Below are 13,842 nucleotides of genomic sequence, written 5' to 3' on the forward strand. Positions count from 1 at the left end.
CCTCGCAGCACTCCCGATGTCGCGCTCACTGCGTGCGGTCCTCCAGTCATGACGCCGTGGTCAGGATCGAGACGACTTCCGGCAGAACCTCTTCCGCCCGCTTGCGCACCTCGTCGGGATTGAGCACCGCGACCGGATGCGCCGTGGTCGCGTAGTGGTAACCCTTGGCGTCACGCAGTTCCGCCATCGCGTCCGCGGTGACGACGAACGCGTCGCTGCAGATCACCGCCGCAGGCACGCCGTGGCGCTCGAAGGCCACCCCGTCCGCGACCGCCGAAGCGCTGCACGAACCGCAGTCGCCAACGCCGGTGATCACCGCGTCGCAGGTCTCCTTGAGCTGCGCCAGCTGATCCTCCGGCACCGGCAACGCGAACACCGTCTTCACGGTCGGCGTCACCGCGGCCACGCCGTGCCGCTCGACGAGCAACTTGCCCAGTTCGTCGAGGAACAGTGCCGCGTTCTGCTTGGTGTTCGACAGCAGGCCGATCGTCGCGCCCGCCAGCCGCAGCCGGTTCGGGGTCAGCACAGCGGCCCCTTCGGACACGGCGCGCAACCCGCCGGTGGGGTCGAGAATCGCCTCAGGCATACCGGATCACTCCTCGGATGTTCTTGCCCGCCAACATGTCCCGGTACCCGTCGTTGACCTCCTCGAGCCGGTACCGGTGGGTGATCAGCTCCTCGAGCTTCAGCTGCCCGGCGCGGTAGAGGTCCAGCAGCAGCGGGATGTCGTGCAGCGGGTTGGCGCCGCCGAACAGCGCGCCGTGGAACTTCCGCTGGTACAGCGTCATCATCGCGCCCGGCAGGTCGTACTTCCCGACGCCGGTGATGGTGATCTGCCCGTCCTTGCCCGCCATGTCCGCGCCCAGGCGGACGACCTCGCTGTTCATCACGCCGACGGTGAGGATCACGTGGTCGGCGAGCTGCCCGCGGGTGATGTCGACGAGGAACTCCCGTGCCTGCGCCGGATCGGTGAACGTGTCCGTGGCACCGAGCTTCCTGGCCATCTCGAGCTTGAACGGCACCGGGTCGATCGCGATCACGTTCTTCGCACCGGCGTACTGCGCGCCCTGCACCGCATTGATGCCGACGCCGCCGATCCCGAAGATCACCACGGTCTGTCCCGCGCGCACCCCGGCCGCGTACACCGCCGACCCCCAGCCGGTGGTGACACCGCAGCCGACGAGCGCCGCGAGCTCCGGCGCGATGTCCGGCTCGTAGCGCACGCACGAGGTCTCCGACAGCACGGCGTACTCCGAAAACGTGCCGAGGACGCACATGCCGCCGAGCTCGTCACTGCCGGAGTGGAAGCGGAAGGTGCCGTCCGGGAGCTTGCCGGTGCCGGCGTTCAAGCCCGCGTCACACAGGTTCTGCCGTCCCGTCGAGCAGTACCGGCACTTGCCGCAGACCGGGATGAACGAGCAGATGATGTGGTCGCCCTCGGCCACCCGCGTCACGCCGGGCCCGACGCGCTCGACGATGCCCGCGCCCTCGTGCCCGCCGACCATCGGCAGCCGTCCGGGCGAGTCGCCGGAGCGGATGTGGTCGTCGGAATGGCACAGCCCCGCTGCCTCGAACCGGACGAGCACCTCGCCCGCCTTCGGCTCGTCGAGCGCCAGCTCCTCGATCGCCCACCAGCTGTCCGGTCCGGCTTCCCGGAGTACCGCGGCCCTCGTCGTCAGCACGCCTCCGATCGTCAGGCACCGGCGAGTCGTGCTGATAGGGCATTTCCACCTGACGGCAAGATCGACGGCATGGAGGTTTTCCTGGAGACCGCACGGCTGGTCCTCCGGCCGGTCGGCCACGCCGACGTGGCCGCGCTCGTCGAGCTGGACAGCGACCCGGAGGTGATGCGTTTCCTGACCGGCGGCAGGCCGACCCCGCGTGCCGAAGTCGAGGCGCGGATGCTCGCCGGCGGCTTCTACCTGGCCGCCGAGAAGGCGACCGGGAAGTTCGTGGGCTGGTTCGAGTTCCGGCTGTGCGAGGCCGGCACCGAGCTCGGCTACCGCCTGCGGCGGCAGGCGTGGGGAAAGGGCTACGCGACCGAGGGCGCCCGCGCGCTCGTGGACAAGGGGTTCCGGGAGCTCGGCGTCGAGCGGGTCGTCGGCTACACGATGACCGTCAACCGGGCCTCGCGACGGGTGCTGGAGAAGGCCGGATTGCGGTACGTGCGCACGTTCCACCCCGAATGGCCGGATCCGATCGCGGGCGCGGAACAGGGTGACGTCGAATACGCCTTGCTGCGCCACGATTGGCAGCGACAGCGGCCGGATGATGTCAAGCTTTGACCATGACGAACGATCGCAATGTGCTGGGCGGGGAACTGGAGCCGTGTGGCAGCGACCCCGTCACCGGGTTCCACCGCGAGGGCTGCTGCACCACCGGTCCCGATGACCTCGGCAACCACACCGTCTGTGCGGTCGTCACGAAGGAGTTCCTCGAACACCAGCTCGAGAAGGGCAACGACCTGGTGACCCCGCGCCCGGAGTACGAGTTCCCGGGGCTGCAGGCCGGCGACCGGTGGTGCATCTGCGCCGCGCGCTGGCAGGAGGCGTACGAGGCGGGCGTCGCGCCGCCGGTCCTGCTCGCGGCGACGCACGCCCGGGCGCTGGAGGTCGTGGACCTGGACGCCCTGCGCGAACACGCGGCCGACATCCCGGCGGACCCTAGCTCGCTGCTCTGACCCTGGTGCGGGTGAACCGCACGGACGCGGCGACCAGCGCGATCGACCCGAGCACGGAGGTGATCTCCACGGCGAGGTTGTGCCTGCTCGCGAAGTCGGGGTCGAGCAGGCCGCCGGGGTCGTCGAGCACCGCGACCTCGGCGCCCTGCTGCTGGCGGTCGGTCGAGTCGGTGCGGACCATGAAGGTGCCGCCACGCGGGCAGGAGATCGTGTGCACGAACCCGTAGTGCTGGTAGCGCGAGCGGGTGTCGACCTCCTCGCGCTGCACCACCTGGCAGGTCTCGGTTAACCCGAAAGTGTGTAAGGCGAGCCCGCGGCCGGCCACGGTCACGGCGGCGAACAGCAGCGCACCCGAGGCGACCGCGATGATCAGGGCCCACCAGGGCCCGCCCGCGAAGCGCACCATGCCCAGCCCGAACGCCGCGACCCCGGCGATACCCGCGACCAGCGCGGCGATCGTGCTGTGCGGGGGTAGCACGAACAACACCGCACCGAGGGCGATCGCCGCCAGCCCGGCGGGGGCGACCACCCGGCCGGTGCGGATTCCGAGTCTTCGGGCGAGAGCACCCGCCGGAGAGCCTGCCATCGCGTAACTCTAGGCCGACTCCGCGGCCGCGCCCAGAGACGCTGGACCGGTCTCCACCCCCTTGTATTGTGACCGCGTGCAGGAAGCCGGCTACTACGAGCTGCTCGGGGTGGACAGGACCGCCTCCGCGGCCGCGATCAAGTCGGCGTACCGGTCCAAGGCGCGGGCGAGCCATCCCGATGCCGGCGGTTCGCCCGCCGAGTTCCACCTGCTCCGGGAGGCCTACGAGACGCTCAGCGACCCGTACCGCAGGGCCAACTACGACCGCGGGCTGGCGCCCGCGGCGGTGCGTGTCCGGCGGCGGCCCCGCGAGTTCGGCGAGGACCCCTCGTTCGTCGCCACCATGCCGCGGCTCGACCCGCAGACCCTGCCGTGGTGGCATCGCGGCGAGGACTGCGCCTGCCCGGCCTCGCCGCAACGCCCGGGCCACGCGCCGGCCGCGATCCTGCTCGGCTGGCTGCTGCTCGTCGTGCTGCCGCTGATGGCGGCCCCGCTGCTGCTGACCGTCTGGCTGCTGCTCGCGACGGCGGTGGCGATCTGGCTCGTGCGGCGGCACCTGCTGCTGATCCGGGCGCGGCAGCGGTTCGCGGCCGAGTTCGGCGGCACGCTGGTGTTCGGCCGCCCTGGCACGGACGCCGACCAGTGGGGCGAGCGGCTGACGGCGGAGCTGCTGGAGCGCTACCTGACGCGGCTGCCCAGCGTGCGGATCTGCCATGGGCTCGCCTTGCCGGGCTCGGTGTTCGCCGACATCGACCACGCGGTCCTCGCCGGGCGGCGGCTCGTGCTCGTCGAGTCGAAGACCTGGCTGCCGGGCCACTACGGCGCGGACGAGGACGGCACGCTGTGGCGCGACGACCGCCTGTTCCGCGGCGGGGCGACGCGGCTGCCGGAGGCGATCGAGGCCTACCGGGAGCTGCTGCCGGGCGTGGAGATCCGCGGTGCGCTGATCGTGTACCCGAGCCGGGCCGGGGAGATCAGCACCGAGGAGGACTTCGAGCTGCCCGCACCGCCGATGACCCCGGAGCAGTTCGTCGCCGAGATCGGCGGCTGGCTGGCCGCCCAGCCGTCCACAGTGGACATCGACGTCCTGCGGCGGCTGCGCCACCAGGTCGTCTGACGGGGAGTCGGTTTACGGACGGTGGCAGTCGCCGGGATGCGGAGGCGAGATGTCACGGCTGCGGTCCAGGCCTGGAGCGAGCGCCACGGAACCCCACCTCGTCGGTCTGGCAGGCCGGGTGGCTGCGCCGCCGCACCGAAGCTCGGCCGCTCCCGCGGGCCGTCGGTACCGGCACGACAGGCGTGCTCCCACTCGGCCTCGGTCGGCAGGCGGTACCCCGCGGCCGAGTTCATGACGCCCTGCTGCTCGGCCGCCGCACCTACGACGCGTTCGCCCGCTCCTCACACAGCCGATCGCTGAGAGCGTCGCCGCACTGAAGGACCGCCACCAGGAGGTCCACGTCATCGGCAGCCTCAACCTGGTGCAGTCACTGCTGCGCTTCGGCCTCGTCGACCGGCTCGACCTCTGCGTCGACCCGCTCGTGCTCGGCACCGGCAAGAAGGTGTTCGGAGACGGCATCCCACCCACCGCAGCTACCCCGACGGCATGCTCCACCTGGCATACGACACCGCCGGCGAACCAACCCACGGCACCATCGGATAAGGCTGAAGCCCTGATCACAGGACCGCACGGCGACCATCCCTAAGCCACGCTCCACAGGCAGAACGGCGGCTCGCGGTCCCGCTTCGCGACGTACGTGCCCTTCGACTTCACCGTCACCACCAGGCCCCGCTCGCGCAGGATCCGCGTCGCGTGGCGGGCCGTGCCCAGGGAGACGCCGTAGTCGCGGGCCAGTTGCCCTTCGGCCGGCAGCGGGGTGTTCGGCGCCAGCTCGCCGGATTCGATCCGGGTGGCGAGCAGCTTCGCCAGCGCCTCGTAGAGGTAACCAGGGGTGTCAGGGTCGAGTTTCATAGGACAAAAAGTATCACGTAAACAACAAACTGTCGTGTCGGACACGAGGGCTAAGCTGCTGTTCCGATGGCCGAAGAGGAGCTGGACGACGGGTTCGACGCGCGGCTTCGCGCGCTTGCGGCGCGGATCCGCAGGGCACGGCGGGACCAGGACCTCAGCCAGGAGGATCTGGCCGACCGCGCGGGCGTCTCGCGTTCGGTCGTCGCGGAGCTGGAGCGCTCCCGGCTGGACCAGCCCAAGCGCAAGGAGGACCCGCGCAAGCGGCCGCCGCGCAACATCACCCTCGACAGCCTGTTCCGGATGGCCGACGCCCTCGGCGTGCACCCCGCGGACCTGCTCGACGACCGCTGAGCCCTCAGAAACCGCGCACCCGGGCGACGTCGATCCGGACGGCCACCGAGTAGTCCGCGCCGAAGCTTTCGGTGTCCCCGCTGATCCGCGTCATCGCTTCGCCGTACTTCGCCACGTACTCCGGCAGTTCGTGCGGCCGCGGGTGGCTCGGCACGCGATGCGCCGTCCCGGTGAAGATCACGACGTCGCCGCCCTGGCCGTCGCCGTCGCCGTCGAAGTGCAGCGTCACCTGCGGGCGGGCCTCGATGTGCGCGAGCCGCTTGGCGTCCGGGCGGTTGAAGACCAGCAGGCCGTCGTCCTGCCACACGAACCAAACCGGGTTCGGCTGCGGCGTGCCGTCCGCGCCGACGGTCGTGAACCAGATGACCCGCTCGGCCGTCAGCCGCTCCCGTACCCGGGCGCCGAACGGGGTTCCGGGGTCGGGCAGCAGTGTCGCCATGAGGCCCAGCATAGGAGCCTGTGGCCGCGCTCACTCCACTCTCACCCGCGATCGACCTCCCGTGATAGGCATGCCCGATGCGCCTGCTGCTGCTGTCCAACTCGACCGCCCCCGGCAGGCGGTACCTCGAACACGCCGCGGACGCGCTGGCCGAAGTACTCGCCGACGTCCGGCGGGTCGTGTTCGTCCCATTCGCGCTCACCGACCACGACGGGTACACCGCACAGGTCGCCGAAGCACTGGCGGCACACGGGGTCGAGGTGCTCGGCGCGCACCAGGACGACCCGATCAAGCTGTTCAACTCCGCGCAGGCGGTGTTCGTCGGCGGCGGCAACACCTTCCGCCTGCTGCGCGAGCTCTACGCGCGCGAGCTGCTCGCCCCGATCCGGGACCGGGTCGCGCACGGCACCGTCTACATCGGATCGAGCGCGGGCACGAACGTCGCCTGCCCGACCATCCGCACGACCAACGACATGCCGATCGTGCAGCCGCCCGCGTTCGAGGCGAGCGGGCTGGTGCCGTTCCAGATCAACCCGCACTACCTGGACCCGGTCGACGGCGACCGGCACATGGGCGAGACTCGCGAGGAACGGATCGAACAGTTCCTCGAGGAGAACGACGTGCCCGTGCTCGGTATGCGGGAAGGCACCTGGCTGCGGCGGGAGGACTCGACGCTCACGCTCGGCGGTGAAACGGTCGGCGCGCGGTTGTTCCGCCGCGGCACGGCTCCGGCGGAGATCGAGCCCGGCGCCGACCTGAGCGAGCTGCTCGAAACCGTGGGCCGCTTCCGGTGACAGCCTGGGCACGCGCGATCAAGACCGGCTGGGTGGTCGACGGCGCGGTGCCCGGGCCCGACGTCGACGAGTTCGCCGAGCCCGCGGAGGTCGCGGCGGCCCTCGCCGGCACGCGGAAGGCCACATTGCTGGCGGTGCAGCATCCGCACCGCACGCCGGAGGCCCGCGCGCGGCAGCTGTCGCTGGCCGAGGCCCTGCCCGGCGCCCGGCGCACCCTCGACGAGTTGCTCGCGACCGCCTATCACCAGGTGCACGACGTGGTCGCGGTCTACGAGGTCGCCGGCCGGGCGATCGGCGTGCTGTGCCTGATCGACCCGGCCGCCGTCGACGAGCAGGTGCGGCACAGCGAACAGGTGTACCCGGACATCGTCGCCGAGCGCGCGGCGATGCTGACCGGTCTCGGCCGGGCGACCAGCGCCGCCATGCTGGTGCCGGTCGGCGACGGGGCGGAGCTGACGGCCGCGGCAGGGCGAGCGGTCGCCGGGCAGCCGCCGGCCGTGTCCACCCCGGACTCGCACCGGCTCTGGCTCCTCGGCCCCGGCCCGGCGCAGGACGAGCTGCTCGACGCCGTGCGACGTCGCCCGCTGCTGGTCGCCGACGGCAACCACCGGGTCGCGGCGGCGGCCGCCGCGGGCTCGCCGCTGCTCGCGCTCGTCACCGCGGGCCCGCACCTGCGGATCGGCGCCATCCACCGGACGCTCGTCGGCACCGGGCTGACATCCGCCGACCTCGCCGCCGCCTGGCGCCGGACCGGGCTGGTCGTGCACGAGGCCGCCGATCCGGCGCCACCGCGCGAACCCGGGACGGTGACCGTGCCGCCGAACCTCGTCGTCGACCTGCCCGCGTCCGAAGGGCCCCTGCCCCGGATCGATCACGCCGTCGTCGAGGACCTGCTCATCGCGGACGCACTCGGTCTCGACCCGGGGGGCCCGCACGTGCGCGTGCTGCCCGAGGGGCACGACCCCGGCCCGGACGCCGATGCCGTCCTGCAGCTGGCGCCGGTGCCGCTCGCCGACGTGCTGGCCGTGCACGAGCAGGGCCGGCTGATGCCGCGCAAGAGCACCTACTTCACGCCGAAACCACGCAGCGGCCTGCTCGTCGCCGACCTCACCGGCTGATCAGTCCCCGGCCGGCCCCGGCAGCACCCGCTCCAGCGCGGACCAGCCGGTGTCGAGCTCCCGCTCCCGCTGCTCGGCACGGCCGCCGCCACGCAGGCCGAACAGCCGTTTCGCGAACAGCAGGTAGATCACCACGGCGAGGTTGATGAGCAGGGTGAGGATCTTGAAGACACTGACCTTGTGCGTGAGCTCGTAGATCTCGGGCACCAGCAGCACGGCGGTCGCGACGAAGGTCAGGTACTCCGCCCAGCGCTTCGCCAGCCACAGGCCGACCGCCTCGACCCCCTCCAGCACCGCGTACGCCGCGACCACCGCGCCGACCAGCCACAACGTCGACGCCCGGACGTCGAACGCCTTCGCGACCTCGCCGAGCATCCCGTCGCCGGAGCTGCCGGTGCGCCCGCCGAGCGCGCCCTGCAGCGCGTCCGCGATCCGGAAGAACGGGCCGCTGAGCGCCTGCCGCTCGTGCGCGAAGGCGAAGACGCCGACGGCGAGCGCCGCCAGGACGACGAAGTGCACGAGCCGGTCCAGGGCGATGAGCCGCAGGACATAGCGGTCGCGCAACAGCTTGCCGCGCAACGGTATGTCCACTTCGTGCGGTTCTGGCGGATACTCGCGGCTCGGTTCCTCCGGCGGCGGGAGCGGCAGCCAGCTGTCGCAGCGCAGGCAGCGGTGCCAGCGCAGCCCCCCTTGTTCCCGCACCACGACCGCGTCTTCGGGCCGGATCCGGGCCGCGTCCCTGCCGACCAGCTCGTGGCCGCTGCGGGCGCAGCCCAGCAGTTCGTAGTGCAGCCATCCGCGCCGCGGGCCGGCCCCGGGTGGGGGGAGGAGCTCGTTTCCGCCTGTCACGCAGCCGAAGAGTAATGCACGTGCAGTCGTTCCGTGCGTCGCGAACATTCGTTCTGCAAATTGCAGTGTTGGTAGGTTTCAGTGAGCGAATCGCTGGTTTGCTACATTCCGGTGACGACGCTTCTGGCCCCGGGCCCGCGCCTTTATGCTGCGAAGAGCCGAGAAACCCGGATGGTAATCATGGCAACTCGCATTGATTTCGGACCCGGCGACACCTGTTTCGCCTGCCTTGTTCCGTGGGAACAGACTCCCCGGCACGAAGAATGGTGTTTCGACATGCACGACAGGCCACTGTGCGGCCAGTGCGCCCGTGACGAATTCATAATCCACGAGCCGTGGGGCGATGGTTTTCCCGATGCGGAATTCCTGCCGAGACGCCCGGCGGACCTTTCCTATCTCCTGCCCTGACGCACGTATCCTCCCGCAGCCGGTCGGGCCCGCGCGGTATACCGTGGGTGGACTGAGCGGCGGCCACGGGAGGTGACGGCTGATGGGGGATGCCGCGGCACGCCCCACGGTGAGCAGGCGACGCGAAGTCAGCCACACGAGCGCCCGCTCGTTGCTGATGACCGTGCTCGGCGAGTTCGTGCTTCCCCGCGGCCGTCCGGTCTGGACGTCGACGCTGGTCGACGTGCTGGCCATGTTCGGCGTCGAGGAGAAGTCGGCCCGCCAGGCGCTCGCGCGCACCGCGGCCGAAGGCTGGCTGGTCTCCGAACGCGTCGGCAGGCGGGTGCGCTGGTCGCTCACGCCGCCGGGGCGGCGGCTGCTCTCCGAAGGCGCGGAACGGATCTACGGCTTCGGCCGCGACGGCGGCGAGTGGGACGGCCGGTGGCTGATGCTGCTGGTGTCGGTGCCGGAGACCAAGCGGGACCTGCGGCACAGCCTGCGCACCCGGCTGACCTGGGCGGGCTTCGGCTCGCCGACGCCAGGGGTGTGGATCAGCGCGGACACCAGCAGGCAGGACGAGGCGGACAGCATCGTGCGCGAGCTGGGGCTCGACCGCGAGGCGATGTCGTTCGTCGCGTCCTACGGCAAGATCGGCGACGAGGACGCGATGGTCTCGCGTGCCTGGGACCTGACCGCGCTCGAGGAGCGCTACGAAGGCTTCATCGACGAGTTCACGGGCCCGCGCCCGGCGACCGGCGACGAGGTGCTGCACGCCCAGACGCGGCTGGTGCACGAGTGGCGCCGGTTCCCGTTCCTCGACCCGCAGCTGCCGGTCCGGCTGCTGCCGGCGAACTGGAGCGGCGTCCAGGCGGCGGAGCTGTTCCACCGCAAGCACGTCGAATGGCGTGCCATCGCGCAGCAGCACTGGGAGCTGCGGACGGCGGAGGAAGAGGCGGCATAGCGGTCGCGCTCTAAAGCTCCCAGACCTCCTCGGGTGCCTGGGTCAGCCGTCGCGCGGTGCGGCGGACGGCGTCCGCGGCCTTGTCCTCCCCGATGTCCCCGCCGACGAAAACCACGGCGACGCAACCGATCGTGCCCTCGGCGAGGCGCACCGGCGCCGCGAGCTCGGTGAGCCCGGCGTGCAGCTCCCCGACCGTGCGCACGTACCCCGTCTGCCGCGCCCAACCCACCTCGGGCCGCTCGTCCGGCCGCGCGGGCCGGGCCGACTGGATCGCCAGACCGCACGCCCCGCGGTCCAACGGCGCGCGCGCCCACGGCCGGTACGCGGCGACGCCCATGCGGTCGCGATCCGGCTCCACGGTGACCAGCGTGACGACCTGATCGCCGCGCGGCACGGCGAAGAAAGCCGTGGCGCACACGGTGTTCGCCAGCTCGCCGAGGACGTCGTGCAGCTGCGCCTGCGTCTCCCCCAGCAGCGAGCGCGTCAGCACCAGCAGCCCGAGGCCCATCGTGTAGCGGCCCTCTCCAGTACGCCGAACGAGTTCCCGATCTTCCAGCGTGCGCAGGATGCGGTAGACAATGGAGCGGTGCAGCCCAGTAGCGGCGGCCAGCTCCTGACTCGACCTGGCCCGGCCGTCGGCCAGGATGTCCAGCACGTCGAGCGCACGGTCCAGCGTCTGGGCCCTGACCCCCGCCTTGGCCTCCACCCCAGCTCCCCTCGATGTTGCCTGGGTCACCCTAACACGCTAAGCTGCTCGAATATCGAGCTGACAGCGTTGGTTCTGCTCGATTTCAGAGTCACGCCCAGGAGGATTTCGGGGGACAGATGTCGTCACGACACCGTCCGCCCATCGATCCCGAGCAGTTCCGCCGCACGATGGGCCGCTTCACCAGCGGCGTCACCGTGGTCACCACCATCGACGGCGAGCAGGTGCACGGCATGACCGCCAACGGCTTCCTGTCCGTCTCGCTCGACCCGCCGCTGGTGCTGGTCTCGCTCGCCCGCCGCTCCCGGATGGCGGCGTTGCTGCGCCGCACCGGGCGCTATGGCGTCAGCGTGCTCGCCGACGACCAGCAGCTGCACTCCCAGCACTTCGCCGGACGGCCCGTGCCCGGCCTCCGGCCGCGCTTCGAGCAGGTGGACGGGACCGCCTACCTCCAGGGCTCGATCGGCCGGATCGGTTGCGACGTCCTGGAGATCCACCCGGCCGGCGATCATCTGCTCCACCTCGGCCAGGTCACCCACCTGGCCGATACCGACCGCGCCCCGCTGGTGTTCTTCACCGGCTCCTACCACGCGCTCCACGCTGAATCGGGCGACGAGATATTCACCTACTGAACAACCGAAGGAGCGGTCATGGAAGGAATCGGCATCGTCGGGGCCGGGATCGCCGGGTTGCATCTCGGGCTCCTGCTGCGCAAGCACGACGTCCCGGCCACGATCTACAGCGACCGGACGACGGAACAGCTCGGCGGCGGCCGGATGCTCAACAGCGTCGCCCACCACCACGCCACCATCGAACGTGAGCAGGCGCTGGGCGTCGACCACTGGGCAGGCGAGGAGTACCAGTACTTCGGGCACCACCACTATCTCGGCGGCGGCCCGGAGCCGTTGGTGTTCCCCGGTTTCTTCAAGGCGCCCTCGCGGGCGATCGACTACCGCATCTACCTTCCGACGCTGTTGCAGGACTTCGTCGCGCGTGGCGGCGAGTTCGAGGTGCGCCCGGTGCAGGCGGCCGACGTGCTCAAGTTGTCCGAGCGGCACGACCTGGTGGTGATCGCCTCCGGCCGCGGCAACATGAGCGCGATGTTCCCGCGCCGGGCCGACAAGTCTCCTTACGACATCCCACAACGCAAGCTGTGCGTCGGTCTGTACGAGGGTGTCGCGCCCTCGGAACCGCGCGGGGTCACGATGAGCGTGGCGGCCGGCCACGGCGAGCTGCTCGAGATCCCGATTTACTCCGCGGCGGGCCACGTCACCGCGCTGCTGTTCGAGAACGTGCCAGGCGGTGACCTCGAACTGCTCGCCGAGATCAAGTACGACGAGGACCCGGCGGGTTTCGAGAAGACCATCCTGGACAAGGCCCGGCAGTACCACCCGGCGACCTTCGAGCGCATCGACCCGGCCAAGTTCCGGCTGACCAGCCCGCTGGATCTGTTGCAGGGCGCGGTGTTGCCGTCCGTCCGCGAGGACTACACGCGGCTGCCCAACGGCCGGTACGTGGTGGCGGTCGGCGACGCGCACGTGGTCGTGGACCCGGTGATCGGGCAGGGCGCCAACTGCGCGTCGTACTCGGCGTGGGAGCTGGGCCAGGCGATCATCGACGACCCGAACTTCGACGAGCGGTTCTGCCAGAAGGTCGCCGACCGGCGGCGCAACCGGGTGCACGCCACGTCGGACTGGACCAACCTCATGATCCGCACGCCGCCACCGCCGCACCTGCCGCAGCTGTTCCTCGGGATGGCGCAGAACCAGGCGGTGGCCGACGAGTTCACCGAGAACTTCAGCTATCCGGACCTGCAGTGGGACAACCTCGCCACGCCGGAGCGGGTGAACTCGCACCTGGCCCGGCACGGGATGAGCTAGGCGCACCGGAATTCGTCGCACCTCCCGGCTAGGGTGCGGACGTGACCGAGCACCTGAGCATCCCCACCCCGGCCGGCTCCTTCGACGCGATCGCCGCCGGGCCTGCCGACGGACGGCCCGTCCTGCTGCTGCACGGTTTTCCGGAGGCGGCCGTCTCCTGGGAGTACCAGGTGGCGGTGCTCGGCAACCGGGGCTTCCGCGCCGTCGCGCCCGATCAGCGCGGCTACTCGCCCGGCGTGCGGCCGACGACGGTCGCGGAGTACGGCATCGGCGAGCTCGTCGGCGACGTGCTGGCGATCGCCGACGAGCTGGGCTGGCGCCGCTTCGACCTGGTGGGGCACGACTGGGGCGGCGCGGTCGCGTGGTGGACGGCGGTGGAGCACCCCGACCGGCTGCGCTCGCTGAACGTGGTGTCCACGCCGCATCCCGGCGCGCTCGGCGAGGCGCTGCGCACCGACGAGGACCAGCAGCTGCGCTCCCAGTACATGCGCGACTGGCGGGAGGGCAGCACCGAACGGCGGATGCTCGCCGACAACGCCGAGGCGATCCGCCGGATGTTCGAGTGGCGGGTGGGCCAGAGCCGCGTCGACGAGTACATCCAGCGGTTGTCCGAGCCGGGCGCGCTCACCGCGGCGCTCAACTGGTACCGCGCGAGCCGTCCCGCCGGCGAGATCGGCAAGGTCGAGGTGCCGACGTTGTACGTCTGGAGCACCGAGGACGTCGCCTTCGGCTCCACGGCCGCGTTCGCGACCGAGCAGTGGGTGAGCGGGGCGTATTCGTTCCAGATGCTCGAGGACGTCAGCCACTGGGTGCCCGAGGAAGTGCCGGAGGTGCTCACCGGGGTGATCCTGGAACACCTGTCCGGCCGGTAGCCGGCCTTCCGCCGTTCTCGCGGGGGACGGAAAGCCGGCCGGCCGCCCCGGAGTCAGCTGCGGGCGAACTCCTGGCTCACCGCGTTCGGCCCGTCGTAGGTGCGGTCCGGCATCTGCTTGAGGTGCTCGAGGACGTTCTCGTCGGCGCCCTGCGACTTCGCGTGCTCGACGAGTCCGTCCCGGCTGCACGGATAGTCCACGCCCGAGAGGAACTTCTGCATCTGGATCGGGTTCGGCGTGTCCGCCATGA

Annotated in this window: 20 protein-coding genes and 1 pseudogene; 12 read left to right on the forward strand and 9 right to left on the reverse strand. The window is 71.1% G+C overall.

All coding sequences use genetic code 11. The features are described 5' to 3' along the window. Window positions 1–46: 46 nt before the first annotated feature. Both LWP59_RS32700 and LWP59_RS32705 read right to left on the reverse strand, forming a co-directional pair. Window positions 47–586 (reverse strand): UGSC family (seleno)protein, encoded by a 540-nt coding sequence (locus tag LWP59_RS32700; RefSeq protein WP_144638030.1) that lies wholly within the window; start codon window positions 584–586, stop codon window positions 47–49. Beyond that, a complete protein-coding gene (locus tag LWP59_RS32705) occupies window positions 579–1,679 on the reverse strand; it encodes an NDMA-dependent alcohol dehydrogenase (RefSeq protein WP_144638080.1) in 1,101 nt (366 codons plus the stop codon). The genes LWP59_RS32700 and LWP59_RS32705 overlap by 8 nt, the downstream gene beginning before the upstream one ends. A 72-nt stretch (window positions 1,680–1,751) precedes the next feature. Here LWP59_RS32705 and LWP59_RS32710 point away from each other — a divergent pair, with 72 nt between their 5' ends. Then, window positions 1,752–2,285, forward strand: a complete 534-nt coding sequence (locus LWP59_RS32710) for a GNAT family N-acetyltransferase (RefSeq protein ID WP_144638028.1) — start codon at window positions 1,752–1,754, stop codon at window positions 2,283–2,285. Between the two features lie 2 nt (window positions 2,286–2,287). Continuing rightward, window positions 2,288–2,680: a DUF2237 family protein gene (locus tag LWP59_RS32715; RefSeq protein ID WP_144638026.1), complete on the forward strand. Its 393-nt coding sequence runs from the start codon at window positions 2,288–2,290 to the stop codon at window positions 2,678–2,680. Here the strand turns inward: LWP59_RS32715 and LWP59_RS32720 are convergent. Further along, window positions 2,664–3,266, reverse strand: a complete 603-nt coding sequence (locus tag LWP59_RS32720; protein WP_144638024.1) for a hypothetical protein — start codon at window positions 3,264–3,266, stop codon at window positions 2,664–2,666. The two genes, LWP59_RS32715 and LWP59_RS32720, sit on opposite strands and share 17 nt — an antisense overlap. Before the next feature lie 76 nt (window positions 3,267–3,342). On the opposite strand from LWP59_RS32720, the gene LWP59_RS32725 reads away from it, so the two are divergent. After that, complete coding sequence (locus tag LWP59_RS32725) at window positions 3,343–4,383, forward strand: J domain-containing protein (RefSeq protein ID WP_144638022.1); 1,041 nt, start codon at window positions 3,343–3,345, stop codon at window positions 4,381–4,383. A gap of 152 nt (window positions 4,384–4,535) precedes the next feature. On the opposite strand, the pseudogene LWP59_RS41255 reads toward LWP59_RS32725, so the two are convergent. Continuing rightward, window positions 4,536–4,610: pseudogene (locus tag LWP59_RS41255) on the reverse strand (SUMF1/EgtB/PvdO family nonheme iron enzyme); the annotation flags it as partial. 65 nt (window positions 4,611–4,675) lie between these two features. On the opposite strand from LWP59_RS41255, the gene LWP59_RS32735 reads away from it, so the two are divergent. Next, the gene (locus LWP59_RS32735) at window positions 4,676–4,969 is read left to right on the forward strand and encodes a dihydrofolate reductase family protein (RefSeq protein WP_144638020.1); all 294 of its coding nucleotides are present in this window, start codon (window positions 4,676–4,678) and stop codon (window positions 4,967–4,969) included. Here the strand turns inward: LWP59_RS32735 and LWP59_RS32740 are convergent. Continuing rightward, complete coding sequence (locus tag LWP59_RS32740; RefSeq protein WP_144638018.1) at window positions 4,966–5,235, reverse strand: GntR family transcriptional regulator; 270 nt, start codon at window positions 5,233–5,235, stop codon at window positions 4,966–4,968. The two genes, LWP59_RS32735 and LWP59_RS32740, sit on opposite strands and share 4 nt — an antisense overlap. A 66-nt stretch (window positions 5,236–5,301) precedes the next feature. Here LWP59_RS32740 and LWP59_RS32745 point away from each other — a divergent pair, with 66 nt between their 5' ends. Beyond that, window positions 5,302–5,586 carry a helix-turn-helix domain-containing protein gene (locus tag LWP59_RS32745; protein ID WP_144638016.1) on the forward strand — a complete coding sequence of 95 codons (285 nt, stop codon included), beginning with the start codon at window positions 5,302–5,304 and terminating at the stop codon, window positions 5,584–5,586. A gap of 4 nt (window positions 5,587–5,590) precedes the next feature. Here LWP59_RS32745 and LWP59_RS32750 read toward each other — a convergent pair whose 3' ends face one another. Continuing rightward, window positions 5,591–6,025 (reverse strand): TIGR03667 family PPOX class F420-dependent oxidoreductase, encoded by a 435-nt coding sequence (locus LWP59_RS32750; protein WP_229857657.1) that lies wholly within the window; start codon window positions 6,023–6,025, stop codon window positions 5,591–5,593. Window positions 6,026–6,102: 77 nt separating this feature from the next. On the opposite strand from LWP59_RS32750, the gene pepE reads away from it, so the two are divergent. After that, window positions 6,103–6,819, forward strand: a complete 717-nt coding sequence (gene pepE, locus LWP59_RS32755; protein ID WP_144638012.1) for a dipeptidase PepE — start codon at window positions 6,103–6,105, stop codon at window positions 6,817–6,819. Then, window positions 6,816–7,937, forward strand: a complete 1,122-nt coding sequence (locus tag LWP59_RS32760; protein WP_144638009.1) for a DUF1015 family protein — start codon at window positions 6,816–6,818, stop codon at window positions 7,935–7,937. Before pepE ends, LWP59_RS32760 begins: the two co-directional genes overlap by 4 nt. Here the strand turns inward: LWP59_RS32760 and LWP59_RS32765 are convergent, their stop codons facing one another. Continuing rightward, window positions 7,938–8,786, reverse strand: coding sequence for a DUF2127 domain-containing protein (locus LWP59_RS32765; RefSeq protein ID WP_229857659.1), 849 nt, complete (start codon window positions 8,784–8,786; stop codon window positions 7,938–7,940). A gap of 81 nt (window positions 8,787–8,867) precedes the next feature. On the opposite strand from LWP59_RS32765, the gene LWP59_RS32770 reads away from it, so the two are divergent. Continuing rightward, window positions 8,868–9,194, forward strand: coding sequence for a hypothetical protein (locus LWP59_RS32770; RefSeq protein WP_229857662.1), 327 nt, complete (start codon window positions 8,868–8,870; stop codon window positions 9,192–9,194). A gap of 82 nt (window positions 9,195–9,276) precedes the next feature. After that, the gene (locus tag LWP59_RS32775; protein ID WP_144638005.1) at window positions 9,277–10,134 is read left to right on the forward strand and encodes a PaaX family transcriptional regulator; all 858 of its coding nucleotides are present in this window, start codon (window positions 9,277–9,279) and stop codon (window positions 10,132–10,134) included. A gap of 10 nt (window positions 10,135–10,144) precedes the next feature. On the opposite strand, the gene LWP59_RS32780 is transcribed toward LWP59_RS32775, so the two are convergent. Beyond that, window positions 10,145–10,870, reverse strand: a complete 726-nt coding sequence (locus LWP59_RS32780) for an IclR family transcriptional regulator (RefSeq protein ID WP_229857664.1) — start codon at window positions 10,868–10,870, stop codon at window positions 10,145–10,147. 89 nt (window positions 10,871–10,959) lie between these two features. Between LWP59_RS32780 and LWP59_RS32785 the strand changes: the two genes are divergently transcribed. The 3 genes from LWP59_RS32785 to LWP59_RS32795 are packed head-to-tail and all read left to right on the forward strand — an operon-like array spanning window position 10,960 to window position 13,592. Continuing rightward, window positions 10,960–11,472 (forward strand): flavin reductase family protein, encoded by a 513-nt coding sequence (locus LWP59_RS32785; protein WP_144638003.1) that lies wholly within the window; start codon window positions 10,960–10,962, stop codon window positions 11,470–11,472. Window positions 11,473–11,490: 18 nt separating this feature from the next. Next, window positions 11,491–12,720 (forward strand): styrene monooxygenase subunit StyA, encoded by a 1,230-nt coding sequence (gene styA, locus LWP59_RS32790; RefSeq protein WP_144638001.1) that lies wholly within the window; start codon window positions 11,491–11,493, stop codon window positions 12,718–12,720. 41 nt (window positions 12,721–12,761) lie between these two features. Continuing rightward, the gene (locus LWP59_RS32795) at window positions 12,762–13,592 is read left to right on the forward strand and encodes an alpha/beta fold hydrolase (RefSeq protein WP_144637999.1); all 831 of its coding nucleotides are present in this window, start codon (window positions 12,762–12,764) and stop codon (window positions 13,590–13,592) included. A gap of 53 nt (window positions 13,593–13,645) precedes the next feature. Here the strand turns inward: LWP59_RS32795 and LWP59_RS32800 are convergent, their stop codons facing one another. Continuing rightward, window positions 13,646–13,840, reverse strand: coding sequence for a DUF2795 domain-containing protein (locus LWP59_RS32800; RefSeq protein WP_144637997.1), 195 nt, complete (start codon window positions 13,838–13,840; stop codon window positions 13,646–13,648). Between the last annotated feature and the right edge of the window lie 2 nt (window positions 13,841–13,842).

The organism is Amycolatopsis acidiphila, assembly GCF_021391495.1.
GTDB lineage: Bacteria > Actinomycetota > Actinomycetes > Mycobacteriales > Pseudonocardiaceae > Amycolatopsis_E > Amycolatopsis_E acidiphila.

Coding starts and splice junctions, on each gene's coding strand:
- LWP59_RS32720 (WP_144638024.1), bottom strand. CDS start 3,266: ATGGCAGGCTCTCCGGCGGGTGCTCTCGCCCGAAGACTCGGAATCCGC.
- LWP59_RS32740 (WP_144638018.1), bottom strand. CDS start 5,235: ATGAAACTCGACCCTGACACCCCTGGTTACCTCTACGAGGCGCTGGCG.
- pepE (WP_144638012.1), top strand. CDS start 6,103: ATGCGCCTGCTGCTGCTGTCCAACTCGACCGCCCCCGGCAGGCGGTAC.
- LWP59_RS32700 (WP_144638030.1), bottom strand. CDS start 586: ATGCCTGAGGCGATTCTCGACCCCACCGGCGGGTTGCGCGCCGTGTCC.
- LWP59_RS32775 (WP_144638005.1), top strand. CDS start 9,277: ATGGGGGATGCCGCGGCACGCCCCACGGTGAGCAGGCGACGCGAAGTC.
- LWP59_RS32715 (WP_144638026.1), top strand. CDS start 2,288: ATGACGAACGATCGCAATGTGCTGGGCGGGGAACTGGAGCCGTGTGGC.
- LWP59_RS32785 (WP_144638003.1), top strand. CDS start 10,960: ATGTCGTCACGACACCGTCCGCCCATCGATCCCGAGCAGTTCCGCCGC.
- styA (WP_144638001.1), top strand. CDS start 11,491: ATGGAAGGAATCGGCATCGTCGGGGCCGGGATCGCCGGGTTGCATCTC.
- LWP59_RS32745 (WP_144638016.1), top strand. CDS start 5,302: ATGGCCGAAGAGGAGCTGGACGACGGGTTCGACGCGCGGCTTCGCGCG.
- LWP59_RS32800 (WP_144637997.1), bottom strand. CDS start 13,840: ATGGCGGACACGCCGAACCCGATCCAGATGCAGAAGTTCCTCTCGGGC.
- LWP59_RS32710 (WP_144638028.1), top strand. CDS start 1,752: ATGGAGGTTTTCCTGGAGACCGCACGGCTGGTCCTCCGGCCGGTCGGC.
- LWP59_RS32750 (WP_229857657.1), bottom strand. CDS start 6,025: ATGGCGACACTGCTGCCCGACCCCGGAACCCCGTTCGGCGCCCGGGTA.